This window comes from Fervidicoccus fontis Kam940, assembly GCF_000258425.1.
Taxonomy (GTDB): Archaea; Thermoproteota; Thermoprotei_A; order Sulfolobales; family Fervidicoccaceae; genus Fervidicoccus; species Fervidicoccus fontis.
The window spans coordinates 83,115-109,317 of sequence record NC_017461.1 but is presented as its reverse complement, the minus strand read 5'-3'; the positions used below and the strand labels follow the sequence as shown (position 1 = coordinate 109,317).

At 48.1% G+C, this 26,203-nt stretch carries 25 protein-coding genes, 2 tRNA genes, 1 other RNA gene and 1 pseudogene; 16 read left to right on the top strand and 13 right to left on the bottom strand.

Annotated elements, in window-relative coordinates; all coding sequences use genetic code 11:
- The first annotated feature begins 247 nt into the window (after window positions 1-247).
- From FFONT_RS00560 to FFONT_RS00535, 6 genes are all read left to right on the top strand, one after another.
- Window positions 248-886 (top strand): HAD family hydrolase, encoded by a 639-nt coding sequence (locus tag FFONT_RS00560; protein ID WP_014557260.1) that lies wholly within the window; start codon window positions 248-250, stop codon window positions 884-886.
- 115 nt (window positions 887-1,001) lie between these two features.
- The gene (locus FFONT_RS00555; protein WP_148683447.1) at window positions 1,002-1,307 is read left to right on the top strand and encodes a hypothetical protein; all 306 of its coding nucleotides are present in this window, start codon (window positions 1,002-1,004) and stop codon (window positions 1,305-1,307) included.
- Window positions 1,304-2,167 carry a uridine phosphorylase gene (udp, locus tag FFONT_RS00550; RefSeq protein WP_014557258.1) on the top strand — a complete coding sequence of 288 codons (864 nt, stop codon included), beginning with the start codon at window positions 1,304-1,306 and terminating at the stop codon, window positions 2,165-2,167. The genes FFONT_RS00555 and udp overlap by 4 nt, the downstream gene beginning before the upstream one ends.
- 9 nt (window positions 2,168-2,176) lie before the next feature.
- Window positions 2,177-3,133 (top strand): carbohydrate kinase family protein, encoded by a 957-nt coding sequence (locus FFONT_RS00545; RefSeq protein WP_014557257.1) that lies wholly within the window; start codon window positions 2,177-2,179, stop codon window positions 3,131-3,133.
- Between the two features lie 128 nt (window positions 3,134-3,261).
- On the top strand, window positions 3,262-4,416 hold the full coding sequence (locus FFONT_RS00540) for a hypothetical protein (RefSeq protein ID WP_158308274.1): 1,155 nt from the start codon (window positions 3,262-3,264) through the stop codon (window positions 4,414-4,416).
- Window positions 4,394-4,990, top strand: coding sequence for an HAD family hydrolase (locus tag FFONT_RS00535; RefSeq protein ID WP_014557255.1), 597 nt, complete (start codon window positions 4,394-4,396; stop codon window positions 4,988-4,990). The genes FFONT_RS00540 and FFONT_RS00535 overlap by 23 nt, the downstream gene beginning before the upstream one ends.
- Before the next feature lie 8 nt (window positions 4,991-4,998).
- On the opposite strand, the gene FFONT_RS00530 is transcribed toward FFONT_RS00535, so the two are convergent.
- Window positions 4,999-5,478 (bottom strand): GIY-YIG nuclease family protein, encoded by a 480-nt coding sequence (locus FFONT_RS00530; RefSeq protein ID WP_014557254.1) that lies wholly within the window; start codon window positions 5,476-5,478, stop codon window positions 4,999-5,001.
- A gap of 119 nt (window positions 5,479-5,597) precedes the next feature.
- Between FFONT_RS00530 and FFONT_RS00525 the strand changes: the two genes are divergently transcribed.
- The 3 genes from FFONT_RS00525 (at window position 5,598) to FFONT_RS00515 (ending at window position 7,122) form a co-directional block, all read left to right on the top strand.
- Window positions 5,598-5,672, top strand: a tRNA-Asp gene (locus FFONT_RS00525).
- A gap of 117 nt (window positions 5,673-5,789) precedes the next feature.
- The gene (locus tag FFONT_RS00520; RefSeq protein WP_014557253.1) at window positions 5,790-6,044 is read left to right on the top strand and encodes a hypothetical protein; all 255 of its coding nucleotides are present in this window, start codon (window positions 5,790-5,792) and stop codon (window positions 6,042-6,044) included.
- Window positions 6,045-6,114: 70 nt separating this feature from the next.
- Window positions 6,115-7,122, top strand: a complete 1,008-nt coding sequence (locus FFONT_RS00515; RefSeq protein ID WP_014557252.1) for an FAD-dependent oxidoreductase — start codon at window positions 6,115-6,117, stop codon at window positions 7,120-7,122.
- A gap of 160 nt (window positions 7,123-7,282) precedes the next feature.
- Here the strand turns inward: FFONT_RS00515 and FFONT_RS00510 are convergent, their stop codons facing one another.
- The 3 genes from FFONT_RS00510 to FFONT_RS00500 form a co-directional block, all read right to left on the bottom strand.
- Window positions 7,283-7,705 carry a CBS domain-containing protein gene (locus FFONT_RS00510; protein WP_014557251.1) on the bottom strand — a complete coding sequence of 141 codons (423 nt, stop codon included), beginning with the start codon at window positions 7,703-7,705 and terminating at the stop codon, window positions 7,283-7,285.
- Between the two features lie 55 nt (window positions 7,706-7,760).
- Window positions 7,761-8,067: signal recognition particle sRNA (ffs, locus tag FFONT_RS00505), an RNA gene on the bottom strand.
- A gap of 79 nt (window positions 8,068-8,146) precedes the next feature.
- On the bottom strand, window positions 8,147-10,783 hold the full coding sequence (locus tag FFONT_RS00500; RefSeq protein ID WP_014557250.1) for an ATP-dependent helicase: 2,637 nt from the start codon (window positions 10,781-10,783) through the stop codon (window positions 8,147-8,149).
- Between the two features lie 143 nt (window positions 10,784-10,926).
- On the opposite strand from FFONT_RS00500, the gene FFONT_RS00495 reads away from it, so the two are divergent.
- The 3 genes from FFONT_RS00495 to FFONT_RS00485 all read left to right on the top strand — a co-directional run bounded on the left by FFONT_RS00495 (window position 10,927) and on the right by FFONT_RS00485 (window position 11,835).
- On the top strand, window positions 10,927-11,169 hold the full coding sequence (locus FFONT_RS00495) for a MoaD/ThiS family protein (RefSeq protein ID WP_158308273.1): 243 nt from the start codon (window positions 10,927-10,929) through the stop codon (window positions 11,167-11,169).
- A gap of 3 nt (window positions 11,170-11,172) precedes the next feature.
- Window positions 11,173-11,685 (top strand): molybdenum cofactor biosynthesis protein MoaE, encoded by a 513-nt coding sequence (locus tag FFONT_RS00490; protein WP_148683444.1) that lies wholly within the window; start codon window positions 11,173-11,175, stop codon window positions 11,683-11,685.
- Window positions 11,686-11,750: 65 nt separating this feature from the next.
- Window positions 11,751-11,835 (top strand) — tRNA-Leu (locus FFONT_RS00485).
- Between the two features lie 3 nt (window positions 11,836-11,838).
- On the opposite strand, the pseudogene FFONT_RS07270 reads toward FFONT_RS00485, so the two are convergent.
- From FFONT_RS07270 to FFONT_RS00470, 3 genes and pseudogenes are all read right to left on the bottom strand, one after another.
- Window positions 11,839-12,269, bottom strand: a pseudogene (locus tag FFONT_RS07270) (DUF1156 domain-containing protein); the annotation flags it as partial.
- A gap of 60 nt (window positions 12,270-12,329) precedes the next feature.
- A complete protein-coding gene (locus tag FFONT_RS00475; protein WP_014557248.1) occupies window positions 12,330-12,764 on the bottom strand; it encodes a hypothetical protein in 435 nt (144 codons plus the stop codon).
- 90 nt (window positions 12,765-12,854) lie between these two features.
- Entirely contained in the window at window positions 12,855-14,759 is a 1,905-nt protein-coding gene (locus tag FFONT_RS00470) for an ATP-binding protein (RefSeq protein WP_148683442.1), read from the bottom strand.
- A gap of 95 nt (window positions 14,760-14,854) precedes the next feature.
- Between FFONT_RS00470 and FFONT_RS00465 the strand changes: the two genes are divergently transcribed.
- Window positions 14,855-15,427: a hypothetical protein gene (locus tag FFONT_RS00465; RefSeq protein WP_014557246.1), complete on the top strand. Its 573-nt coding sequence runs from the start codon at window positions 14,855-14,857 to the stop codon at window positions 15,425-15,427.
- On the opposite strand, the gene FFONT_RS00460 is transcribed toward FFONT_RS00465, so the two are convergent.
- The 3 genes from FFONT_RS00460 to FFONT_RS00450 all read right to left on the bottom strand — a co-directional run bounded on the left by FFONT_RS00460 (window position 15,405) and on the right by FFONT_RS00450 (window position 20,444).
- Window positions 15,405-17,456 carry a hypothetical protein gene (locus FFONT_RS00460; RefSeq protein WP_014557245.1) on the bottom strand — a complete coding sequence of 684 codons (2,052 nt, stop codon included), beginning with the start codon at window positions 17,454-17,456 and terminating at the stop codon, window positions 15,405-15,407. The two genes, FFONT_RS00465 and FFONT_RS00460, sit on opposite strands and share 23 nt — an antisense overlap.
- 232 nt (window positions 17,457-17,688) lie before the next feature.
- Window positions 17,689-19,548 carry a VirB4 family type IV secretion system protein gene (locus FFONT_RS00455; protein WP_014557243.1) on the bottom strand — a complete coding sequence of 620 codons (1,860 nt, stop codon included), beginning with the start codon at window positions 19,546-19,548 and terminating at the stop codon, window positions 17,689-17,691.
- 308 nt (window positions 19,549-19,856) lie between these two features.
- Entirely contained in the window at window positions 19,857-20,444 is a 588-nt protein-coding gene (locus tag FFONT_RS00450) for a hypothetical protein (protein WP_148683441.1), read from the bottom strand.
- Between the two features lie 178 nt (window positions 20,445-20,622).
- Here FFONT_RS00450 and FFONT_RS00445 point away from each other — a divergent pair, with 178 nt between their 5' ends.
- Both FFONT_RS00445 and FFONT_RS00440 read left to right on the top strand, forming a co-directional pair.
- Window positions 20,623-21,003 (top strand): hypothetical protein, encoded by a 381-nt coding sequence (locus tag FFONT_RS00445; RefSeq protein WP_014557241.1) that lies wholly within the window; start codon window positions 20,623-20,625, stop codon window positions 21,001-21,003.
- Window positions 21,000-21,434 carry a hypothetical protein gene (locus FFONT_RS00440; protein ID WP_014557240.1) on the top strand — a complete coding sequence of 145 codons (435 nt, stop codon included), beginning with the start codon at window positions 21,000-21,002 and terminating at the stop codon, window positions 21,432-21,434. The genes FFONT_RS00445 and FFONT_RS00440 overlap by 4 nt, the downstream gene beginning before the upstream one ends.
- Before the next feature lie 47 nt (window positions 21,435-21,481).
- On the opposite strand, the gene FFONT_RS00435 is transcribed toward FFONT_RS00440, so the two are convergent.
- A complete protein-coding gene (locus tag FFONT_RS00435) occupies window positions 21,482-21,733 on the bottom strand; it encodes a hypothetical protein (protein ID WP_148683440.1) in 252 nt (83 codons plus the stop codon).
- Window positions 21,734-21,895: 162 nt separating this feature from the next.
- Between FFONT_RS00435 and FFONT_RS00430 the strand changes: the two genes are divergently transcribed.
- A complete protein-coding gene (locus FFONT_RS00430; protein WP_148683439.1) occupies window positions 21,896-23,299 on the top strand; it encodes a hypothetical protein in 1,404 nt (467 codons plus the stop codon).
- Window positions 23,300-23,631: 332 nt separating this feature from the next.
- On the opposite strand, the gene FFONT_RS00425 is transcribed toward FFONT_RS00430, so the two are convergent.
- Window positions 23,632-24,093 (bottom strand): potassium-transporting ATPase subunit C, encoded by a 462-nt coding sequence (locus FFONT_RS00425; protein WP_148683438.1) that lies wholly within the window; start codon window positions 24,091-24,093, stop codon window positions 23,632-23,634.
- Between the two features lie 4 nt (window positions 24,094-24,097).
- Window positions 24,098-26,203 carry an HAD-IC family P-type ATPase gene (locus FFONT_RS00420; protein ID WP_211206235.1) on the bottom strand — a complete coding sequence of 702 codons (2,106 nt, stop codon included), beginning with the start codon at window positions 26,201-26,203 and terminating at the stop codon, window positions 24,098-24,100.

Sequence of the window (26,203 nt, the reverse complement as noted above, 5' to 3'; positions counted from 1 at the left end):
CATTATCTACGCTCTGAAGTGTAGCGTCTTTCCCGCATCTATTCATGAACACTTTTTCTTGAAGAAGATTGGAAAGTGAATGGATCCTTCTTGATCGCACAGAGAACTCTATTGCTTTGTGCTCGGGGCTGATCATCATCACATTGCAAGCTGATCAAATAAGCTTTAATAGGAAATAACACCTAAAAGAAGATGTGTAATTTTTCATGTTCGCTCTGAAGGATAAGGGTTTAGAGGTAAAATTTTAATGCAGAAAACTCTCTACATTTTGGACCTTGATATGACCCTTATAGACAGCTTAAAGGTATTCTACAGAGTATATAGCCAGCTTTTAAAGAAGTACTTCAATGAAGATATCAGTTTTGAGGATTTCTACGAAAAGTTCTGCACGAACTCTTTAGATAACTACAAGAATTATCCTAAAGATTTTTGGAAGGATTTCAAAGAGATGTACTATGCTAAAGACAGGAGCGAAATAAAGCCAATAGATGGAGCCGAGGAGCTCTTGAGGTTCTTGAATGAAAGGGGTATAGTCGTGGTCCTCTCAGGAAGAGGGGTAGATGGGGATGAGGTCTTGAAGGAGCTTGAGTACTTCTCTCTTTCGAAATACGTCAGCGAGGTCTATACGCTGAAAATTTACGATAGTGATAAGCCCTTCCTTAAAGATGACGCCGTCAGAAAGATAATAAACAACCATAGAGGCTTCAGTAAGTGCATTTTGGTAGGAGACTATGTGGATGATGTATCTGCAGGTCCAAAGAACGGGTGCATAAGCATAGGGATAACGATAAATGGGTGCAAGTCCGGAGAGGAGCTCTTGAGGGCTGGAGCTGACTATGTAGTTGAGGATCTGTTTGAGCTCAAGTCCATCCTCGAAAAATTATGAATTCAGCTTGTGGAAAATTTTTAATAATAATAGATCGCAAAGAATTATTAGTTGGTTTTCACTCTTGATCCTATGGCTTTTTCAGCCGTAATTGAGCGAAAAGAAGGTGAAGCTTTTGCTTAATATCGAGCTCAGCGATAAGGGTTTCTTAAAAATCGTCAATGCGGGAAGCGACAAGATCATAGTATGGAAGATTGAGCTTGTATACTACATAACGGTAACTCCTCTCGATCAAATAAGCCAAGAGCAGAGATATTTGAAGAAGCAGATAACTGAGACGATAGACAAAAACAAGGAGCTGGAGCCCGGAGGAGCGCTCTTATACTACACAAAGCTGCCTAAGGATGCAATTGAGGAAGTGAACGTCTACTATCAAATAGGAAATATGTTCAAAAAGGAAACTTATAAAACGAGGAGGTGAATTCTTTGGAGGGGGGAAAAATTAAGGCGGATTCTCCTACGACCGATGGAAGAAAGCTCTATCATCTGGGCATATCCCAGGGAGATGTCGCCAGATATGTTCTTTTGCCCGGAGATCCTGAGAGGTCGGAATTAATTGCGAAGACCTGGGATGAGTGGAGGTTTGTAGCAAGGCACAGGGAGTATGTAACATACAGCGGAAAATACAAGGGGGCTGAAATCTCAGTGACATCTACAGGCATAGGCGGTCCGAGCGCAGCTATTGCTGTAGAGGAGCTGCTCAGAGCGGGGGCAGACACATTCATCAGAGTGGGGACCACTGGAGCGATAAAGGGAGAGATAGAGATCGGGGACCTCATCATATCGAGCGGAGCTGTGAGGCTTGATGGAACGAGCAAGCAGTATGCTATTCCTGAGTACCCAGCGGTATCAAGCTATGAGGTTCTTTTGGCTTTAGTAGAGGCAGCGGAAAGCCTAAATAAGAGGTATTGGGTTGGGATAACTGCGTCTACCGACAGCTTCTACCTAGGGCAGGGAAGGCCTGGTTATAAAAACTTCATGAACTCTTGGGCGAAGTCGATAATTTCAGAGCTCAAATCGCTCAACGTATTGAACTTCGAAATGGAGGCATCCACGATATTCACGATGGCAAACATATACGGAGCTAGGGCCTCTTCGATATGCGCCGTGATAGCAAATAGAGTGACTAACGAGTTCGTGCCGAATGCTGGAGTCGATGATGCTGTGAAGGTCGCAGACGAGGCTGTAAAAATACTGAGCGAGTGGGATGAGCTCAAGAGAAACAGCGGGAAGAGGAGCTTCTATCCTTCGCTCCTCCTCAAAGATAAGATGCGGCTTTAGTGAAGAGTAATGAAGAGTTTTTTAAAATCCGGCAATTCTGGAAAGTTCGGAGTGCATGTTTCGGTAGGAAATCTGAACATCGACATAATTTCGAGCGTGCCTGAGCTTCCCGCTGAAGATGATTCCGTAAAGGCGAAAAGCCTCTTCATAGGGGCGGGAGGAGGCGCGCTGAATTATTCTGTGGCAGCTTCAAGGTTTGGACACACCTCCTACTTGATCGGCATAACTACACCCATCTTCTCATCGCTGGGATTTTTCAGATACCTGATCGAAAACGGGGTTAAGATCGATAATGTAAAGATTGTAGAAGAGGGCTCCCCGGGAGTTTCGAACATAATACACCTCCCAAACGAGCAGAGGAGGATCATCTCATACAGGGGGGTCAATAACTTGCTGGATGATGATTACATAGCTCGCTCGGTTGAAAAAATAAATTCGGTTGATGTCGTCCATTTTTCAAGCGTAAAGAGCTCCGTTGCTCTCAGCGCAATTAAAAAGATTAAGGAGAAGCGTGTTCTAAAGAGCCCCATCTTTTCTCTCGATCCGGGGACAGAAAGCAGAGAGTATGAAAAAGTGATTGGCGAATTCACGGGGCTTGTAGACGTTCTTTTCCTCAATGAAAAATTCGCAAGGAATGTTTGGGGATATGGGTTTGCAGATTTCCTCTACGATATGAGCTGGAAGACGATCGTGGCATTGAAGCTGGGCGAAAGGGGGGCAGAAGCATTCTACGAGGGCAAAAGAACTTCTAGAATCCTGAAAAAGGTGGAGTATGTGGACACCACTGGAGCGGGCGACGCGTTCGATGCTGTATTCAATTGCGCCCTAATAGAGACTAGAAGCGTAGAAGAGAGCTTGGAGCTTGCGGTCACTGCGGGCGCTCTAAAGTCAAGAAACATTGGGGCCTCATCCTCTCCGTTCAGATCAGAGGTGTTTGAAAAGAAGCGCGAGATCCTGCTGCTCTAGCTTTTTCTATATGCATTTCCTTTATTTTTAAAAGAAAAAAGGTTTTTTAGAGGGAGAACTAAATTTATATGATCCCTTGAAATTTCCTAACATACGGCATTTATGAATGGCTTTAAGCGATGAATGACATGCCTTCAGGAAGATCTATTTTCAGGCTGCTCAGGTACTCCTTCCTTCTCGACGATCCTATAGGATATCTCAGGTCGTATGAGGGGATCCCGCAGGGAATGAGCTTAATAGATATAATAGAAATGCACGGAGCCATTCCGAGGATAAGAGAGATAATCTCCTCTGTAATTGAGAAAGAGTCATACAGCTTCGAAAGGGATGAGAAGAATCTGAAAAGGGAGGCGGTTTCCCTTTACAGCGCTATGATCGTCACTTCATCTGTGAAGGACAACTGGCTTATGAACAGATTCTCAATATCGATAGCTAAGTCTTTCGGAGAGGAGCTCAACGGGTTTGATGAGGAGACGATGATTAAGATTGCAAGAGATTATCTGAAGATCGGCGTGAGATTTTTAGCAGAACCTCTGGTTATTCCGATAAGAAAGCTGAGCAGAGGGGATCAGAGAAAGTCTTTTACCTTTTCCATAACAATTTTTGACTATATGAGGCTTGGGAAGAGGCTAGAAGGCGATGAGAAGTGGAGGTTCTCCAACCAACTTATAAGCGGTGGAATGGTCTACATTCAAAGAGCAGAGCTCCAAAGGCTCATGGAAGAGGCAGTTTATTACAAGGTGCTCGACAAGTTGAAGCGCATCTCAAACGATATAAGCGATATCAGCATCCTTCCTCCGCAGCTGAAGGATATTGCGGTAGAAGTTCAGTCTCAGGTAGCTAAGAGGAGGATCAGCTTTTATGGAGAATCTCAAATTGGAGGAGAGGGTGGAGGAGCGATAGCCTATAAGCCGGAGCTTTTCCCTCCGTGCATAAAGAACATCTTGAGGAAGGCATCAAACGGAGAAAATTTGAGCCATCAGGAGAGGTTCCAGATAGCCACATTTCTCCTCAACCTGAACATAAGCATAGATGATGTCTTGGAGGTCTTCAAGCAGCTGCCTGATTACAATGAAAAGATCGCGAGATATCAAGTCGAGCACCTAGCTGGGAAGAGGGGGAGCGGAATCAAGTACAAGCCTTATGATTGTGAAAAATCAAAAGCCATAGGGCTATGCGTTGAGGACTGCGGAACTAAGACCCCAATTCAAAAATATAAAATTGAGCTCAGAAAGCATTTGAAAAAGGGAGGGGATAATAATGATAAGAGCCGTGATGTTTGACTTCGATGGGACGGTGATCGATACGATGAATGAATATGCTGGGCTTGCCTCTGAGATTATTGAGGAAATAGCCGGCATTGATAGAGAGAAGGCGAAAAGCTTATACCTTTCTACAGCAGGCATGAGCTTCAAGGAGCAGCTGAAGATCATGGGAATTGAAGGCGGAAAGGCGGAAGAGATATACCGAAGGTTCATAGAGGGGAAGATGGTGATATTAAAAAGCAAGAGAATTTCTCCTCATGTGGAGATTCTGATCGGGAATCTTAAGGAGAGGGGGATAATTTCATCCCTCTCAACGAACAACGAGTGCTCCGTCGTTTACCTAATAGAGGGCATAAGAGCATTTGATGAGGTTCTCTGTTTTAATGGAAGCGACAGCTATAAGGGAGAGCCCCACCTGAAGTTCCTGATGGAGAAGTACGGGCTGAGGAAGGAAGAGATCGTCTTCATAGGGGACAGCGACTATGATATAAGGACATATTCTGTTTTAGGAATAAAATCGATAAAGACAAGAGGGATCTTCAGCGAAGAGGAAAGAGAGAGGATCATAAGGGAAATCCTGGAAATGAGCTGAGCTTTCAGCTAAGCAAAGAGACCTTTCATGAAATGATACAAAAATTCAAATACATCCTCACCAATGAAAAATAGGTGCCCCGCATCCTTTGTGTCTGTAGCCCCAAAGCCTTTTATGTACGGTTCACAATACTCTTCAGCAGCTTCCGCGAGCTCAGCCTCAAGCCCCCTTTTCTGGGAAGATAGGCATATGTATCCTGCTATTGTAAAGCTCTCGTTCGATGTCAAGAAATCGATGTGCCAAAACTTCTTTTTCTTCTTTTTTAGGTGGTGCCTAAGCCTCGCTTGTATTCCCCCTCTGATAAACGAAGAGCCGATATACGCGTAATACCCCCTCTTAAAATAGAACTCGCCGCGATCTTTAATTTTCACATTCACATCCCTTGTGCACTTTAAAAACAGAACATAGTATCCCTTTTCTCCGCACGTATTGAGGGGACTTCTCAATTCAGAATTGCCCTCTTTTTGTTCATATTTGAGCTCCCTCATTTTTAATCTTTTGCGGCATAAAAATCTACCAGCTGGAAAGAGCTCCTCGAAAAACTCCTGAATTCTCTAAGCAAAAATTTATAATCTCTCTCATGTCAAAAAATATTGATCCGATGGATGCCGCGGTAGTATAGCCTGGCCTAGTATGCGGGCCTGTCGAGCCCGTGACCCGGGTTCAAATCCCGGCCGCGGCGCTCTTTTCTTTCAGCTTACTGAGGAGTTTCAACAAAATAGAATATCTTATTACTCAACAACTTAATTTTCAAAAAACTATTAGGTAAATTTATTATAACATTATTTCATAATATTTTATGTGCATTCAAAACAAAGATGTGAAAATAAATATGAGTGCTAAAGCCTCCGTTGTGTATGATGAGCCGATATTCGTTCAGGGCTACAGGCTTACGTTTGTTAGGCTTAAGTCAGGAGAGGTCATAGGCGTTTTGATAGAGGGCCCGAGGATTCCTAAACCGCTCTACATCCCGAAGCTTCCTGGAACGAAGCTTACAATAAAACTTCCAGAGCACGTTAGGAAAGTGCTCGAAAAGGAGAGCTTCTCAGTTTGATAAATAATTCATTTTTTATATATTTTTAATATTTAAAAAATAAAGTAAAAAGATTTTCCGGTGGTCCATCTTGAAGTTCTTAAAGTGTAAAGCAGAAGAAATAGCAAAGGAAAAGAATAAAATAGTTTCAATAATTGGCGGAGGGCCTGCAGGATTAAGCGCAGCAGGGTATTTAGTTTGCAAGGGATACGAGATACACGTCTATGACGTTCATCCTGAGCTTGGAGGCCTCATGATGTTTGGGATACCGGAGGAAAGGCTGAAAAAGGACGGCATTAGGAACGGGGTTAAGGAGCTGATTTCCACTGGAATGGTGAGAGCACACCTCAAGACAATGGTCGGGGAGAAGGTCCCCCTTAAAGAGATAATAAGAAGCTCAGACGCAACTCTTATCTCAACAGGTACTCTAAAGACGAAGAGGATGAATGTGAGATGTGAAAATGCGGAGAATGTTTACCCATCGGTGGAGTGGCTCATAGATTACCATCTCGAGAAGTTCGGATATCAAAAGCTTTTCAACATAAGGACCTATGTAAAGGAGCCTGTAGGTGTCATAGGCGCAGGGTTTACTGCTGCAGATGCAGCCTTCATTTCAAGCACAGCTTTTAAGGCAAAAACCTTTATCTTTTACAGAAGGACGAAAAAAGATGCCCCTATGGGGGCCAATGACATAAAGATGCTCGAGGAGAGGGGCGTTTTATTTTACGAGCTGCTATCACCTAGGGAAGTCTTATGCAAAAACGGAGTTGCTGAAGGAATGAGCTTCTACGTCACTGAGATGAGGGGAAGCGGCAGGAGCGCTGAGCTCATAGTACATGAAGATAAGGTTCAGACCTATTACCTGAACACGATCATAAATGCAATTGGCCCTATTCCCACCCCTCCAATAGATGTTGGAGAGGCTGGAATAAAACTGAACAGCAATGGAACTATAGCTGCAAACGAAAAGTTTGAGACGAGCGTTAAAGGGGTATTTGCGGCGGGAGATGTAAAGCACGGACCTTCCCAGATAGGGCCCGCAGTAAAGAGCGGGCTTGATGCCGCATTGAAGATAGAGGAGTTCCTGGAGAAAAAATAAATATATCCTTAAATTTTTAATAATAACTGTTGAATGAAGCCGGGTAGTCTAGCGGCCAAGGATGCGGGGCTCTGGACCTCCCCCTCTCCTCCCCTATTCTTAGAAAATCGTTCTCAATGTCTTGAACCGTTAAGGAAAGCTACCCGTTATGTGAAGGTTTCTAATGGAAGGATAGATCCAGAAAGCTTATTATATAGTCTAAAATGTCCCTCATTGAAACGATGCCTATGGGCTTTCCCTCGTCGTTTACTACGGGTAAGTGCCTTATGTTCACTTCCTTCATTTTCGAAAGAGCATCTCCGATGGTCTCGTTTGCCTTCACCGTGATCGGGTTCTCAGTCATCAGGTGCCAGACCTTCATTTCGCTCGCCGTGTGGAGCTTATCGGAAGCAACTAGGTAAACAAGGTCCCTCTCCGTAAGGATTCCTATGAGCCTACCATCATCTTCTACAACTAAAACGCTTCCTATCCTGTTATTGAACATTATCCTCGCAGCCTCATGAACCGAGGTTTCCTTGTGGACAACCACGGGGGGGCTACTCATTATAGATTCTATAGTAAAGTTGCCGAACTTTTTGCTCATCTAGTAACACCACAAATATTTTTAAATTTTTTTCAAATAAATATTTCCATTTTGGCACACGGCTTCCCGTGCATAGAAAAGGAGCGCGACAGCGGTTCCCCTGGAATCGCTCTGCCCGGTGACCTGTGAACGCCGGAGTCCGAGGATAGGTTGCTCCCTTCCGGGCCTGGCCTGTTTTCCCCGGCAAAAGCGGTCCAGACCGTCCCTCCAGACGGCCGGCCGCTTCCCCCGACCCCACAGGGCGGACTTCATAGCTATCCAGGACCTGCCCGCCGTGCCCCTTCCCCATGCACGGGATTGCTGGTCCCCGCATTTCGCCCATTTCGGGAACGGGAGGGCGAGCCCCTGACCCTACCCGTGTGCCAAATATTTTTTTCTTTTACAGAATATTTAATATTTGCCTCCTTCCATGGGGGCTCTCAAGATTTCAAAGCTAGAGGACTAGGAAGAGGAAAAAGCCAGGTTATCTCTCATTTTCTCATTATTTTCGATGTACTTCCTTACCTTTTCATATAACGACAGTAGCAGTCTCCTCCTGTCCTCCATCAATACTATGTCCTGGTATCCTATTGCAATTATGTGATGGGCAAACGGGCTCGGAACCTCTGATGGGCCAGTAATTTCAACCTCTATTTCTCCGTCCTCGATCCGCTTCAAAACCTCCTTTGCAGCATCCACATCCATGTGGTCATGTATTATCTCCCTTACAGTTTCCTTCACTACAGGATTCTCGCTATCTTCTTTCAATGCATCTAGTATCGTCTGGGCGCTGAGCTGAAGCTTATTCGGGGACTTCTCCCACCCCCTGTAGTTCCTCAGTATCATGAAGCTACGCTGCGCGCATTGCCTGAATATCCTCTTCATCATCTCAGTATTGTATATGCTCTTTGTGAGGAGATCCTCGACGTTCTTCGAGTTCACACTCTTCACCAAGGTCGACACATCAACCTCAGGCCTCCCCGGGAGGGTGAGCATGAATGCGTTATCTGAGACTGTGACCCTAACTGCGGTTCCGGATTGCTCTGAAAGCGCATAAGCATAAGCCCTCGAAAGGGCATCGTTCGCCTTCCTACCGAAGAGGGAGTGAAATATGATGTTCCTCCCCCTCTCATCATCGTAGATCTCTATATGCACGAGCCTATCGCTCGCAACTATTCCCGAGGTAAAGGCATATTGCTCGCTAATATATCTCGCTACTTCTCTTGCAGCATCCTCATCTAGCATCATCTCATCAGCTATATCCTTAGAAGCCTTATTCAGGTCGAATCCGTACTTCTCAAGAAGCTCTTTCACATGCCTCCTGAACTTCCCAACTAATAGAGCTGAGTCGAATGATAGGGGTAGCATCTCGCTGAACCATGATGGAACTGTAGGTCTCTGGCCTTCCGCCGAGTCCACGAACATCTTCAAGCCCGTCAGCTTCTTGAAGACGTATGTCTTTCCTCCTAGCACGAAGACGTCGCCAGGAGAGAGGATCTGGGCGAAGCCCTCGTCAAGATCCCCTATGTACTTCCTCCCCTTGAGGAATACCTTTATCTTAGCCTCATCAGGAATCGTCCCCTGATTCAGATTGAATATCATTCTCGTGCTCCTCTTCTTCCCGAAAGCGTTTTCCTCAGGATCGTACCAGATCTTCCTGTATACCTTCTGCTCCTCTAGCCTCTTCTCATCCCCACCTAGGAACTTCACAACTGAGAGGAAGTCCTCGTACTTAAGCTTGTGGTACGGATAAGTTCTCTTCACAACTCTGTACGCATCCTCAACCCTCCACTTCTTCTCTAAGCTCATTGCAACGATGTTCTGAGCCAATACGTCTAGGGGGGCCTCGGGGATCTTCGTCTTGTCTATGAGCCTCTTCCTTGCAGCATCAGCAAGCACTGAGCACTCCACCAGATCATCCCTATCAACAGTTATTATCCTTCCCTCGCTGACCTCGTGAAGCCTGTGCCCCGCTCTCCCAACCCTTTGAAGCAGTCTGCTCACCGACTTAGGGCTACTGAGCAAGAGCACGAGGTCTATATATCCTATATCTATTCCGAGCTCAAGGGAGGTGCTCGAGACGACCACCCTGAGCTCCCCCCTCTTGAGCCTCTCCTCCACGTCGAGCCTTATATCTCTGCTCAAGCTGCTGTGATGCGCCCCTATATCATCCAGGCCGACAAGGTTCTTCTCAGCTAGGACCTTCTTAAGCTTGAAGACCACCCTCTCTGTAGCGCTCCTCGTGTTCGTGAATATCAGTGTGGACTTGTGAGAGAGGACGAGCTCCGCTATCTTAGAGTATATCCCATCAGAGAGCTCCTCCTCGCTCGCATATATCATGTCCTTAACTGGAACCAAAACCCTTATATCGAACGGCTTCTTGAACCTCGCATCTACTATCTTCACGCTTCTCGGCTTCCCATCATCTCCGTATCCTCCGAGGAACCTCGCAATCTTCTCAAGGGGGGATATAGTAGCGCTGAGCCCTATCCTCTGAACTTCCCTTTCAGCGAGCTCCTGAAGCCTCTCTAAAAGTATTGAAAGGTTGCTCCCCCTCTTCGATGAGGCGATCTCGTGGATCTCGTCTATTATAACCCACCTTATGCTCCTGAGCCTCTCCCTGAACTTAGGGGCTACCAGTATTAAAGCGAGGCTCTCTGGGGTCGTTATTAAGATGTGGGGTGGCTTCCTGAGCATTATCTGCCTCTCGTTCTGAGGGGTGTCGCTCGTCCTTATTGAGGCCTTTATGTCCTCAAGCTCCACTCCGTACTTCTCCCTCGCTATTTTCTTTATCCCCTCCAAAGGCTCTATGAGATTCCTCCTGATGTCATTGTTAAGAGCCCTCAGCGGTGAGACGTAGAGAACATAGATCTCATTTTCGAGCTTCTTCTCCTCTGAGAGCGCGTAGAGGGCATCTATTATTCCCAAAAATGCAGCCAGCGTCTTCCCAGTTCCTGTTGGTGACGAGATGAGCACATTCTCTCCTCTTTTGATCAGGGGTATTGCCCTCTTCTGAGGCTCAGTGAAATCTCCAAATGACCACCTGAACCACTCTAAAGTGTAAGGCCTCAAGACCTCTTCGAGATCGCTTTTCCTCATGCTCAGAACAGCCTTCCTCGATGCGGATGATCGGAAAATCCGATAAGGATCCAAGAAAAATTATTTAAAAAAGAAATTATATATCTTGTTTCTATACGCGAATTTTTTTACACCTTGAGGATGTCTAGATTGGGGCGGATGCTTTGAAGATCAGGATTAGAGCTTTCGGCTTGGTGAAGGATCTGACCGGGTGGGATGAGAAGGAGGAAGAGGTTGAGGATGATCTGAGCGTTGGGGAGCTCATGAGGAGAATTGAATTCTACTATATGAAGGGTGCGAGGAGCGAGGGGCTTATCGTTCTTGTGAACGGGAAGAGGGCCCCGGAGAATCAAGCTTTAAAGGAGGGGGACGAGGTAGCGATAATACCTCCCCCATCAGGAGGCTAGACTATGGGAGAGAGCTACAATCCGTGCACTGATCCTCCTCCAATCCTCAAGGCAGAGTGCTTCCAGGGTAGGACTGCAGAGCACCTGACATTTGAGCGGGCTTTTGAAATTATAAGGTGGATCTCTCGTGCAACGAGCCCGCATGGCTCTGGAGGCCTTTCAATATTTCTGGGAACGGTTAAGGGCAGAGCTGAGGGACATAGAGTTGAGAGATTGATTTATGAATCATATGAGCCCTACGCCTCCCAAGCTCTCGATTCAATAGCGAAGAGCTTCTCCTCAGACAAGGAGGTCCTCTCCCTAATAATAGTTCAGAGCATAGGCGAGCTCCGTCCCGGGGATCCGACGATACTTGTAGCATCTTCCGCGACTTCCAGGAAAAAGGCCTTCGATTCCGCGAAGGAGGCCCTAGAGAGGGCGAAGTTTGAGCCTCCAGTATTTAAGCTTGAAGTTAGAGAAGATGGAGAGTACTGGATAAGCGGGGATGGAAAAAGATATAGAAGAGAAAGTAAATAAATCGGATCGAGATTAAATATCAGTAGAAAAATATAAAAATCTTGAGTGCCATTAACAAAACGAGGGCGGGGGTGCCCGAGCATGGCCAAAGGGGTCGGACTGAGGCTCCGATGGAGAAGTCCTGCGTGGGTTCAAATCCCACCCCCCGCATCAATTCCCAATTAACGGAGTGTATCTTCCACAAAATGGGCGTTTGATCTCCCAGCTTCCTATGTAGACTGCAGTGTCCATATCATAAAGCTCTTTGATATCATGGTCATCCTTCAATTGCTGGGTGACGCGATTGCCTCATTTAACTATGTCATAAATCAGCTAGGTAGCTTGTACTCAATTGAATTGTTCAGCTGTCTCGAATCGTTGAAACTCCTAACAATATCTTCTATCTCAAGTTGCTTAGCCTCACTGCCAGAGATTCCCACATCTCCCTTCAGAAAAACATATGCAGTTGGAAGTAACTCGACGGCAGTCGCATTCGAGCCAAACCTCATGCCTTCGAGCGGTATTGAGCCAAAACCAGCAAAGGGATCCAAGAGCTTCCTCCCTTCGAGCTCCTCCACTATTCGCGGAGATGGATTGCAGTTATGAAGCGTTCTCTTTTGCCCCATACTGGAAATAAATCATATGGGAAACCCTGCTTGATGCATTCATCTTTTGAGAGGAGGGGAGCCTACTAAAAAGATACTAGTTAGAAGGAGCCCTATAAGAGCGCCACACAAAAACCCCTCAGTCTTATCCCCCTTCGATGAGCTTTTGCCGAGAAGACCTCCAACGATGGCCCCTAAGGCGAGAGCAATACGAGGAGAATCATAGATCAAGTGCCCTATCGGGTCTCTATCTGGATCTACATTATCCCTGTGAGCTCTATAGTGATCTCCGTAGTCCAGGAGATGTATCCTCCCGCCGTTTTCCAGAGGATAGCTGTAATCTGCTCTCTGCCCTTTAGGCTCCCCTAGAGCCTTCTTGAAGCCCACCGCCTCCGGATCAGGAAGCACGCTCTTCTGTATCATGACTTCCTCATGTGGATTTCTTTTAATCAATTCAAGCTTTAAGAGCGAAATAAAAGGAAGTTCTTCTGTCATATTATATTTCCCTTTTTGATTTGATCTTATAAAATCCCCTATTAATAAAATTTTTCTCCAATACTTATTACGATTTGAAAACTAATTAGATCAATCACCGTCGATCTCAACGACTGCTGGTGGAGGCTGTTGCTCCCCCGCTCTCGCGGTCATCTTCACCACAGCCTTCCCTACCCTCAAACCAGTCAGAGCTTTGCTCAGGCTCTCGGCAAAGGATGCATCCATCCTTCCCAACTTACTCAAGTCCTCTCCTCCAACCACGAATGCAACCTTCACTCCACAGTTCGTCAAAATGCTCTGCAGGAGGTCATCGGGGATCTGTTTCGTGTGCTGGTGTGCAACTATCAAATGCAGGCCGTATTTTCTTGCTTCGCTCAGGATAGTTTCTATGATAGGCAAATCCGCGACAAACTGAAACTCATCTATCATGAGGAAAACTGGTGTTCTCTTTTTCTGGAGCCTCGCCCTAGCTAGAGCTTCGAACCAGAGCTTCATGACAATTGTTGATGCTGTGAGTCTCGTGACGTTTTCTCCGAGCTCGGCCTTTGGAAGAGAGAAGAGCGATAGAGAGCCAGGCTTCATTATTTCCTCTATATTTATGCTCGTTTTACCTGTGAGCTTTTGAAGCAAGGGATCATTCGCGTAAGCTTCCAGCCTCGAGAGTGCGGAAATGAACGTCTGCTCCCTCATCCTCTGCAATGCTTCGACGCTCTGCTTCCACCTGATATCCTTCACATCGAGCACATAGGTTCCTTCATAGAGACCCAGGATAGCATGATATAGATCTGCCATCGTCGGCTCTTCCTTTTCTTGATACAGAGTCCTCAAAATGACCTGGAGCATGTACTTAACATTTACAGCGTAATCGGTTAAATTCAGAACTTCCTTGAAGACTTTGAGCAAGATGTCCGTAGCCAATGTTATGGCGTGGTCCCTGCTCTCAGCTCTCGGGAGCTCCAGAGGATTCATTGAAAAGGGAGCTCTCGTGGGATGGAAGAATTTCGCATGGGGGATCTCTCGCTTCAGCTCCACAGTCATATCTCCGTGGGGATCTATGACTATAACCGAAGCTTCTCCGATCTCGTGGATCCTGTGAACCAGGAGCTTGAGGAAGGTGGTTTTACCCGATCCCGTCTGCCCTATCAAGTAGGCGTGCCTGTAGAGATCCTCAACGCTCAGCCTGAACTCCCTCCCATCCTCCAGCTTCCCAATCCTGAAGCTCCCCTTCCCCATCCTCATAGGGATCAGAGAGGGGAGCGGTGATCCCCTGACGAAGCTTATCCTGTGCAGTGAGGGATCCGGCAGCTTGATCACTTCTCCAAAGTTCTCCTCGTCCCAGATTATCTCGTTCCTCTCTCCGAAAATTATTCCCCAGAATCCTCCCAAATTTGGAGGATCCAGGGCTTTCCCTAGAGCTTCCTCATCCTTCACCCTCTTGTTGACGAATCTCAAAGGAACGGAAGATGATGCTTCCAAGAGCCTTTCCAGCTCCATGAGCCCCTTTTTGCTTTCCGCGAGGGCCAGGAGCTTCCCGAGCAAGACATTGGGTATCCTCCTCCTCACCTCTTGCGCCTTTATGCTGAGTTCCCCGCTCCTGTACCTCGAGGCCCTGTTTTGTAGGGAGCTCGCCCTTCTGAAGAAAAGCTTCTTAAGCTCTGGATCCCTCGACATTCCAGTGCATATCCCTCCTCTGAATTCGAGAGAGTTGACCAGCCCCGCGATATCTAAAACGAAGACCTCGGAAAGGAAGAAGTCCTCTTCTCGCTTCACCCTGGCATCCCCTACCCAGAGCTCTCTCCCAAAGATCCCCATGACATCTCTGAGGCTTGCCTTCTCCACTCCGAAGAATGCTCTCAGCGTCTCAAGGCTTGAAGCCGTCTCCAGAAACAGCCTCAGCTCTTTTCCATCGTTCACAGTGCAGAGAGTGAATCTAGGTCCGAAGAGCTTATAGCTGAAGGGCCCTGAACCTATCCTTGGCTCAAGCTCATAGAGCAAGGTCTCATCCCCCAAATCGATCGTATTCTATTAAAGAGATCGCTCTCCCTCGGGACGACCCTTTAAAGCCTCCCCAGATATTTGGGGCTGGGAAAATGGACGCGCATTCCGCTTTGAGCGAGATCAGGAGAAAGAAGATCTTCGGAGTTGAGCTGAAGGGAGGCAAAGCAATGAAGTTCGCATTCAAGCCATGCTTGAGGAACGCCCAATTGGAAGACGATGCTATTGTGCTTCCAGATCTCTACAGTGCCAACGGAGAATTGGACTTCTTCCCCGCTTATCCATACCTGTTCTTCCCGAACTTCAGAGATCTCGATATAAGCTACATTGGAAGCTACGCCCACGATGCACTGAAGTTCTTCCCGAAGTTCAGAACGATCGAGGAAAAGCAGGGTGATCAATGGGAGCTCTTGGTTGAGAGGGAAGATGGTGTGAAGTTCTTGAGCAAAAGCACAGCTCTATCTCAAATCCTAGCTAACATTGAAGTCAATCCAGGCATAAGGTGGGGGGAGCTCTTGGGCATCTTCCTAGAAAAAGCTGACGAAATGGACTTAAAAGATGAGGAGGAGAGAAAAGAGGTATTGTCGTGGATAGAGAAGGGCTACATCGCTCCGAGGCTGGGGATGCTCTGGCACGAAGCAGACCTCATCGATGCCGATTCAGCTTAACAGACCTCCTTTCGACATCTTCCAAGTTCCTTTTCACTCTTTCAGGTAATTCGCGAGGGGCTTCCCGAAACATCCTAGCTCCATATTCGATCTCGCTTTCAATGTGTTTTTTCAGCGCCTCTCTCGTGTGCTCCGCGAGACTCCTCAAGTTTGTTGCCCCCTGCTTCACAGCATGCTTTCCCAATGACATGGTGAAGCTCTTGAAAGCCTCAAGCTTCGGATCGATCCTCTCTCTGGCCAACATCCTCTCGACTTCTTTAGCTCTCTCGAAACCCTCCAACACTCCGACTACCCCAAGACTTCTTTCCTGGAGCTCGGCCAACCTCTCCATCACCTCCTTGGTTCTCTTCGCTTCCCTGTAGGCTCTGCCTATGACTTCTCCCGTTACTATGGGCTTGAGCTCCCTCTCCGCTGCTTTCATTGTGAAAGTCGGTTTCTGTGCGGAAGAGTGGGGTATCCTCAGCCTAGCATAGCCAGTTCTCTGCACAGCAACATAGGGCTCTTCCTCCTTTGAAACAGAAGATTCCCGCAGCTTCAAGCTCCCAATGGCTTTTACTGGATAGTAGAGGATCCTCATGTGTGACCTCAGGGACCTCGTCACGCTTCCTGCGATGCCAGAGCCGAAGATCCCGAGGATATTTGGGAGGGTCCCCACAATTACAGGATAAAGTATCCCGAAGGTCATGCTCTTCCCGGGCATGAGCTCCTCCATGACGAGGAGAAATACCGCTGCCATAGGCCCAGAGAGCATAAGCCCGCCTATCAAGCTAGTTGCTGTCCTCACAGCACTCCTAAGACCTGGATGTAAATACGCTATGGAGAGGAGTGGGGAAGCTATGACCAGGCTCAGGATGAGGAAGTACCTGACATATATGAACATGCTCGCTATCAAGAGCACGAAGACGAGCATAGCTGCATATTCTGCTACGAACGGGACGAAGTACCCGAGGGCTACTCCCAGAGCTACCTCGAGCATGATCCATCCCATCACCCACGATATGTCTATACGAGAGATGAGGGAATAGCTCACGGTGTTGAGGATATGTGCTGTTGCATTGTAGATATAGGGGATGAGTAGAGCCAGAGCGATGACAACTACAGCATCCTTGAATATTGAGATGAAAGTCTCCGCGATGCTCCCTTCCTCGATGAAGTCCCAGGCAATCCTGAATGCTAGGAAGAGACCGAAAGCACTCATGCTCAGCTTCAGGATTTGCTGGTATAGATCCCAGAGCTCTCCGCTCGTGGGCATGAGGGGAGAAGCGACGAGCTTCTGGAGGTCGATGGCGGGGAGTATCACCGAAACTTTTTTCACCAGACCGCAGAAGATATCGAAGGGCCATGACAGAGGGCAGTAGTCAGCATTCACCACGCTTATACCCACAGCATTCATTCCCTCCTTTCCCGAGCTGTCCCGAGCACTCACAACTATTGTGAAGCCATTCCCAGATTGGTTTTCTCCCAAAACGTAAGTATGCTGGAGCGTGACAATGTTGTAGATATTTGTAGCTGTGGGTATTGAACCATCACCCCAATCCACACTTGTTGAATAGGGAGGCGATCCCCCTTGAGGAATTATCGTGAGGTTCAAAGTCTCCCCGCTCTGCAGGAACAAGCTATCGAGGTAGAGATTCACATCGATATTCCCAACGCCTTGGAAGGAAACTCCAGATGCGATAGAAGATGCGAACATCCCAATCCCTACGATGAGCAGGGCACCGAGCAGGCTCCATGCTCCTTCGGAGCTCTTCCCCATCGCCAGATAAACAGCTGAACCTATTAGAAGGACGCCCGCGACCGCATAAAACACCCATCCATATGGTAAAGGAGGAGAAGCACCTTCGTATAGAGCTTGGACTAGACCCCATCCGAAAGCTATGACCAATATTGCAACCATCCCCCCAGCAAGGTATCTCCCCCCTTCCCTCCTTCCGAAGATCCTCGATATCGCTCCATAAATGAGGGAGCCTGAAGCTATGGAGAACGCTATCCACATCCCCCAAGAGATTAGAGCCCAGACGTCGATCACTTTGGTATCGCCCCAATGATGAGCAGTGAAATGAGGGCGATGCCCCAGAGTGCTATTAGGGACGCGTAAGCGAGCTTCCTGATTAAGCGACATAGCAACACTGAAAGCGTGGCGAGTGAAACAGAGATCAAGAAGGCGAGCAAGCCTTGAGGTACGCTCGAAAAGTGCGATGTTAGGGCGTTCCACTCCCTCTCCCAAATGTAAGCTATTAGTTCGGGAAAGCCCATCCCCATCATCTCCCCAAGCTTGTTGAAAATGCCCCGAGTTCCTCTTCAGTGGTAGCGATCTGGAGAGTGATCCTCTTCCTCCAGCTTTTCAATATCCCAGAGCCAATAGGAGCCCCCACCAAGAACTCAGCCTCGCTGTCTGAGAGCTTGTAGATCTCCTTCACAGCGTCTTTTCCTTGTGGCTCCTGCCTCATGAGGAAAACAGTCCCAGCCTGCTCTAGGATCGTCCTCCCCTCCTTACTCCTAGCTAAATCCTCAGCTCTCTGAGAGATGTAGAGGAAGGCAGTCCCGTGCTTCCTCCCCCTCCTCGCTATGTTTTCGAATAGCGATAAGATGCTCGGAGTCTCCATAAAGAGCCAGGCTTCATCAACAAAAAACGCGCTCTTCTGTGCTCTCGTTAAAAGCTTATTGTAAGCATAGCTCGAAATCAGGGCTGAGATCAGGAGCTTTAGCTTCTTGCTCCTCACGTTCTTCAATCCAAAGACAACGCTCTTCGACAAAACGGGAGGGGATCCCTCATAGACATAGCTGTCTGGCGGAGCTCCTATCCCCTGCAGGTACCTCGAGAGCGTGGGATCCTTTACGCTCGAAGCGAATTCCACGATGTCCTCGCTGTAATCGCCGTTCATGAAGAGCTCCTTCCTCAGGACGCCCTGCAGAGCATCAGGGATGCTGTATATTTCGCTTAGGACATCGCTCACCTGTCCGATCTCCATAGCTCCCTCTCGCATCAGCTTCAGAGGATCTAGACCCAAACTTTCCCTCTCCTTTATCTCAACAGCCTGTGCTCCGAACTTGCTAGCTATTTCCGTGTATTCGCTCTCTGGATCGATCCCCACGATTGGAATAGAAGCATCCTTTTCTCTCAAACGCTTGAGGAAGACTTTTGCTGTCATGCTCTTTCCCGATCCAGTGATCCCCACGATCACGAAGTTCAAATTCGGCTTGCTCCACAGATCGAGGAGAACAGGAGATCCCGTCCCGCTCATGCCGAGGAAAACGCCATTGGGATCATGGAGCTCTTCATCTATCAAGAAGAACAGAGGCTTCAAGCTTTCCCCATCGGAAAAATGCTTTTCGATGCAGAATATCCCCGAGCATGGATTGAGCATGTATAGATCCCGCTGGATCGGGGGTGCATCAGCATCCATCCCATATCCCTTGAGAAGAGCCTTCAGCCTCCTCTCCTTGGCTCTGAGCTCTTTCGCATCAGAGCCTATGAGCGTGAAGAGGACATAGAACTCGAAGAGCGATGAGCCTGAGAGGACTCTCAGAGCTAGATCGCCTAAGCTCTGGGCTTCGAAGCCTTCGGTGATCCTTTCCCCATCCATCCTCCTCTTCCTCGCGTTCTCAACCAAGCCCACAGCCTTTGAATGCTCAATTTCCCTGAAGAGCAGAGCTACCTCGCTCACTTCGGAGAAGAGCGAATATAGGATCCCCTCGGGGAGCGCTGAAGGGAACCTATATGCCACGAGGACCCTCGTGAGAGAACCATCCTCTAGCTTCAGCGTGAACGGATCTAGGAGCTTCTTCACCTTCGGTCTGCTCGGCTCTTCAACTTCTCTCGCTTCGAACCAAAATATCTGGGCATCGGCCCTCGCTGCGAGGAAGAACTCCGTTTCAAACGACTGAAAGATGTGGGAGGAATACTGAAATTCTCTCTGCGTCTTCCTCGCGAGGATCGCTCCCCGCTTCGAAGATGTGAGCATAGAAGCGAAGTCTGAGAGCAACAGATCCCTATCCTCATATGGTAGGATGGTGAAGCTCGACCCCTGGAGCCTGTACCACTTCCATCTTTTTCCTTCTCTCCACATCTCTCCTCCCAAAGAAATGAAAGGTCTTAAAAGATGCTGCCCTTTTCCCACCAAAGCTTCACGGGAAGCTAAGCTATGCCTTCCATCTGGAAAGCATTGCTAATTCTTCCCCGTGCAAAGAGCATCGCACTCGATGAATGCTCGGCAAGAATGAATATATTTGATTTCTGTAAAACAATTGATTTCGGAAGGAGAAAGGAATGAAGATGAGGAAGTACCATCCTGAGACGCTCAAGTATTTGGAGGAGAGCGATCCCATCTACAGAAAGAGGATGGGACAGTTCTTCACTCTGAGGAGCCTCAGAGAGGAGCTCCTCTCCAAGCTCCCGAGGCTCGAGAGGCCGAAGGTCCTCGACATTTCATGCGGGACCGGAGAATTTTTGCTCTCTGTAATGGAGCACTTCATTGAGCCGGAGCTCCACTGCTGGGAGGCGGATCCGAGGCTGGTCGAGATCGCTGAGAAAGTCGTTCGGGGAGATCATATGGGGGAGACCCAACATATATGCCTTCTTCATATACTTGGGCCTCAAGGTTCTCAAGCCAAATGGATTTCTCGCATATGTCGTCTCCTCGGAAATCACGGCGAAGGAGGAGGTGAGCAAGAAGGAGGCTGAGAGTCCCGCGAGGGCTGAGGGGACCGCGAAAGCTTGTGGTCCAACCTCAATCGAAGAGAAGACCACCATTGCAGCATAAGAAGCGAAGAGCAGGGAAGAGGAGAGGAGAATGGATCTGAAGCTTCCAAGGTACTCATATATTATCCCCGCGAAGATTCCGAAGATTGCCTCTGTCAACGAGTAGGAGGCCTGTATGATCCCCTGCATGTAGGCGGAGATCGAGTGGAAGGCTGCGACGAGTGATACGATGAAGCTCGCATTCGCCGCCCTTATCAGCACGATGGAAACGTAGATGAGCAGCGCTGGGGTCAGCTTCATCCCCACCCTCGCCAAGCTCCCTCCCTTCCTGTTCAGCAAGGTCGATCGATCCCGCTCTACTCCATAGCTCGAATAGTTTCGGCCAGGAGGTCATCTGTATTCCCAGATATTAAAGTCATGCAGGCTCTAGAAGGCTCTTTCTCCCACAGGAAAAGCGACCGCTTTTAAACTTTCCATAGATCTGGGGAATGAAATGAGGGAGAGGGGCATCTCAACAATAGTCGTGGGCATAGCATTGAGCTTGGTGCTCATAGCGACTGCCCTCTACGTAATACCGTGGCTGGAGATTCAGAGCGAAAGGGCTCAGAGCAGCATATCTCCCAGCTCCCCCACCATAAGCGCCTTCGCCTTCTATTACAATGGGAACTATCAAGTCATCGTTTATAACTACGGGATCAAGAGCATTCCGAAAGCTTACATAATCTACAATACTACGTCTGGAGCAAATGCCATGTACAGCTTGGGATACATCCCCGCGGGAAGCTATGTCATCGCTACTATCCCCGGCTGTCCCATAGCTTATTCCGACAACTTGGGAAACACATTTGGTGTCGAGGTGGTGAATATAGGATGAAGCAAAGAGCAATCGCTGGAGCTTTCGCTCTAATCATAATCGCAGTGATGTTTGCGACGATTTTCTACCACTTCGGGAAAATTGTCATGATCGAGAGGGAGAGAATCGAGGAAATAGCTCACTACAACCAGCTCCAGAGTTTCAAGCAAGCAGAGAGGATATTCTTCAATGCCACGGGAAACAGCATCTGCATAAGCTCCACGATAGCTACGAAGGTGGTCTTGCTCGTGGTCTATACGCCAGGGAATGCCGAGATCAACAGATTTCAAGACGTGGGAGCTACTATACCTGCAAATTCGTGCGTCGATCTGAAGACGCTGGGTATCGATTCCTTCATCAATGCGAACACTAGCATCCTCATATTGACGCAGTATGGAAACGCATTCTTCTGGAACTACAGCTTGGGGACGCAGGAGATGAGGCTCTCGTGAAGATGAGAGCACAATCTGAAATTCTGGGAGCCATTATTATTGCCTTCCTAATCGTCTTTGGGATGTTTGTCGTTGTCAGGAACATCCAGGCCGAGTATAACTATCTCGGGAGCTTCAACCAATTCGTGAATGCCTTCAACTTGAAGCGTGCTGAGAACGTTTTGTTCTACTACAATGCCTCCGATGGTAGAATATATGTCAAGAGCTCGATAACCTCGGGAATAATAGGATGGATCATATTCTCTAACGAAGCTGTCTATGATGAGAACTTCTACAATATAACGCTCGGCCTCCCCCAAGAGACCTGGATTCCATTGAACATTTCCCAGAGCTCTTTAACTTACATTACACAGTATAAGAACTCATCGCTCGGAGTGATAACGAAATACGGAAACCTGTTCATTTTCACGCCTTACGATCTACCCACAATGCAGTATTTGAATCGGACTATCCTCGGTGCTGTGGGAACCGTGGAGAAAACGGGTTCGTTTAAAACTTACTTCGTGGGAAACAACACGGAGTATTACTTAAGCTATGCCGTCACGGGATCTGGAGCTTATGGTGTCAATAATGCTGGCGAGCTAGACCTTTCTGTGCGTGTTTCAGTGAGCAATACTTGGACGCCTGTGATCGTCTTCTACACGGGCTCTCCAAGCATAAGCGAGACGTGGCTCCCGAACTCCAATACATTCAATCTCACGATAACCGATGGACAGGGAGGGAGGGTATCGATCCAGATGAACACAGATGGTTCTGGGCTGAGCAAATCTATAGCTGGCTTGAGCAGTTTCAAGAAAATGAAGCTATCCATCTCCTCTCCAAGCATGAACGCCATTGGGATGACGGATGTCCAGCTATACAAGATGCCATCGTCAGACCTCATAGCTATAGTATATCTGAGCACCTCGAAAGTTTATGCAGGAGTTGCAACCGATATGGTGACTAGAAATACAGTGTCTGTCTTCAAATTTGTTTATACGGTGAATAGCATCTTAGATGGGAGTTCAGCGAGCATAACCCTAGGAACCGATTTCGCCACTGGATATACTTATCCCGCCTCACAATATCAATTTCCCTCATCTGTGGGTCTCTCCATCAACAACCTAATCATGGGAGGAGCTTATGCTGATTCTTCTTCCTACTCAGCATGGGCAGGTTATGGAAGCGATGTCCAGATATTCATCCAAGACCAGGATACTCTCGGATCAACGGGATTAGATGTACCCATTGCGACACCTATAATTAGCGACTTGAAGGGAGAAGGATACCTCGCTTTCCTCAATCCCCCAGCTTCTCTGAAAATGGCATCAGGCTATACCTACACGATAACATCGCAATCTTGGTCCCTCAACAGGAACGATGTTGTAGGAAGCAATCCAAAGATAACCTGGACTCATGCCTCAAAAACGATAACGCTCCCGAACGGATACAGCATAACGGTGAGCGGGAACGTCAGCATGACCTTCTCAACGGAGAGCACACACAAACCATCCGGTGGCGGATCAACAACTCCCCCGAACCCATCTCCAACGAGCATCGACTTATTCTATTTCGTGAGCCCGATGCCCACGAGCTCCACGCCAAACGACACGACCATCACGATATACACCACGACCACCAACAAGAACGTCATATCGCAGCTATATGGCATATATTCTGTTTATAATGAAGATGCACAGAAATTTGAGATAAGCGGACAGAAAGTATCATTTACGCTGGTCTCTCTGCCCTTCGGCGATTTCCATGGTTTTCAGATATTCTTGGGAGGGGATGCGAAGAGACACATGGACGTTTCGGTATATTACGGAGGAAAACTAATCGCTTCGGGGACTTACTATAACTACCTGAACCAAACTCACTCTTAGTCTTGCTTATTTTCAACGAAGCAGTAAGAATGCAGTCAGTATTGTAGGCTCTTAGTCTTGCTTATTTTCAACTAGGGCTTTGACATGCGGGAAATTCTATGCGGGACCCCAATTTTCACCGACAAAAAGGATCCCGTCAACTTTGCAGACATGCATTTTTTTGTCGGAAAAGCTTATAAATACTTTCCTGGACATCTGAAGCTGAAACCTCAGCAATTTTGTAACTATCCATGAGCTTCAATCTCAGATCAGCTCCTCCTTCGCCAGAGACCATATCAGAACAGATGCCGATGCAGCTATGAAGATGATGAAAAGAAGTGTGGGCAGATCCATCATCTCACCCCACATGTCACGTTCATCATTTCCATAATCTGCATGTTGACTTCCTCGACGTTCACTATCGAATAACCTGGCGAGAAAACATGCAGATCAATCATGTCGTTATATGCGGCGTTGCTCATGAGGAGGTCTACCAGCTTTTCCCTGGGTATTCCCGTCTCCTTCGAGACCCTCTCCACCTGCTTCATTGCCTCCTCGAGGGGGATGTAGGGATCTACTCCCGAGCTCGTCGAATTCGGAGGGAACGGGTGGAAGAGAGGGCTGCTCTCGTTATAGACAGAAATGAGATCAGAGGATATGACTTTGCCGCACGAAGTATAGAGGCTCCCCCCAGCCCTCCATGGAGAAACCAAGCTGGATATGCCCCAGACCAAGGCTGGATAGAGCAGGCCAAGGAAAGCGATCATGGCGAGGAGCAGAAGCGCGGCACCCAAGAATCTCTTAAAATAAGTCATCTTCTCACCACCACCAAACTCCATACAAAGCGTAGGCCATGAGCGTGTCCAGCAGCTTTATGGCTATGAACGGTATTATCGCCCCCGTCACTCCATATATGGAGAGGTTCCTGATGAGCAGCTCCCTGAAGCTTGAGACCTTGAAGCCAGCCCCCCTCAGAGCCAAAGGTATGAGCATGGGTATTATTATGGCGTTGAATATCATCGTTGCGAGAACTGCTGTGACGGTGTTGTAGAGGTTCAGGAAGTTCAGGAAACTCACTCCTGGCATTATGGTAGATATTATGAAGGGTAGTATCGTGAAGTACTTCGCTATATCGTTCATGATGCTGAAGGTCGTGAGGGCCCCCCTCGTCGTGAGTATGGACTTCCCCAGCTTGATTATATCCACTATCCTGGAGGGGTTAGAGTCCAAATCGATCATGTTCGCTGCCTCCTTAGCTGGAGCGGTCCCCGTGTGCATCGCAACGCCGACATCGGCTCTTGCTAAGGCGGGAGCGTCGTTTGTTCCATCCCCCATCACAGCCACCACGAATCCCTGTTTCTTCTCCTTCTCTACGAGCATGAGCTTGTCCTCCGGCTTGGCCTGGGCGTAGAAGCCCTCTATCCCCGCCTCATTTGCTACGTTCGCAGCTGTATATGGATTATCCCCAGTTATCATGATTGTCTTTATCCCCATCAGGTTCAGCTCCCTTATCCTCTCCTTTATCCCCTTCTTCAGCTTGTCCCTCAGCACCGCGAAACCTATGAGCCTGTCGTTGAGGGCAATCAGTATCGGGGTGTCCCCCCTCGCCCCCACCCTCTTTATGATGTCCTCGACCACAGGATCCCTATCTATGTTGAGCAGCTTGAGCACGGCGTCTGGAGCTCCCTTTATTATAGTGACATCTTCACCGAAATCCCTCATGACCAGCATCTTTTTCTCTATCCTGCTCAGCGACGATATCTCCTGGGGACTCAGCTGATTCTTGCTCCCCTTCCAAGATAGCGTTATGCTGCTGTACCTTCTGCTCGGGGTGTAGAGAACCTTCGAAGCTACCTTCGCTTCCTCCATAAGAAACTTAGCGGGTATCCCTCCCTTCTCCTCGGCCAGCTGGATTATGGACTTGGCCTCATGGGTCGAGTCCCCTATGGCTGAGAGGTAAGCTACAATGGCTACATCTCTCTCCGTGAAGCCGTCGAGGGGGATGAACTCAACTGCACTCCTCGACCCCTCAGTTATCGTGCCAGTCTTGTCGAAGATCACAACGTCGGCATCCCCCGCAGCTTCAACTGCTCTTCCGGACTTAGCTATAATGTTGTGTTCAGCTAGCCTGAGAACTCCAGATATGCCGATCGCTGGGAGGAGTCCCCCTATAGTGGTGGGCATCAGAGCAACGAGAAGGGATATCATGAGGGAGGATTCCGGGTAGGAACCGAAGGATCCCAAGATGAAGTAGAGGGATGAGACTACGATTAGGAATATGAGGGAGAGCCCGAGAAGGAGAATGGAGAGCATGACCTCGCTCTGCATCCTGCTCCTCTTCGCCCCGGCTATGAGCGCTATCATCTTGTCCAAGTAGCTCTTTCCGGGCTCCGCAGCGACTTCAACGACTATCCTCCCTGCAACTACCTTTGTGCCAGAGATGACCTTGTCTCCCTTTCCCTTGAAGACGGGCTCCGATTCCCCAGTGAGCATCGACTCGTCCACAGAAGCTTCACCCTCGACCACGAAGCCGTCCTGAGGAATAACTTCGTTCTGCTCCACCACCACGTAGTCCCCCATCTTCAGCTCGCTCGACCTCACATCAACTCTCTTTTCCCCCACGAGCTTGTGGGCAATAACGATCTCCTCGAACTGCTTCAGGTAGTCTACCCTGGCTTTAGCCTCCTGCTCGGAGAGGGACTCGGAGAATGTCGAGAACCAGACGGTCATGAATAGAATGATGAACACAGCAAGGTAGAACCACGCGCTGAACTGCTTCGAAGGCGATAAGAGGAGCGGTAGCTCGAAGATGGCCCCCAGCTCCACAATGAACATTATGGGGCTCTTTCCGAGGAGGTAGAGAGGGCTGAGCCTCTTGACGGAGTCCAGGAGCACAGTATTCCAGTTAACATCGAACTTCTTCAT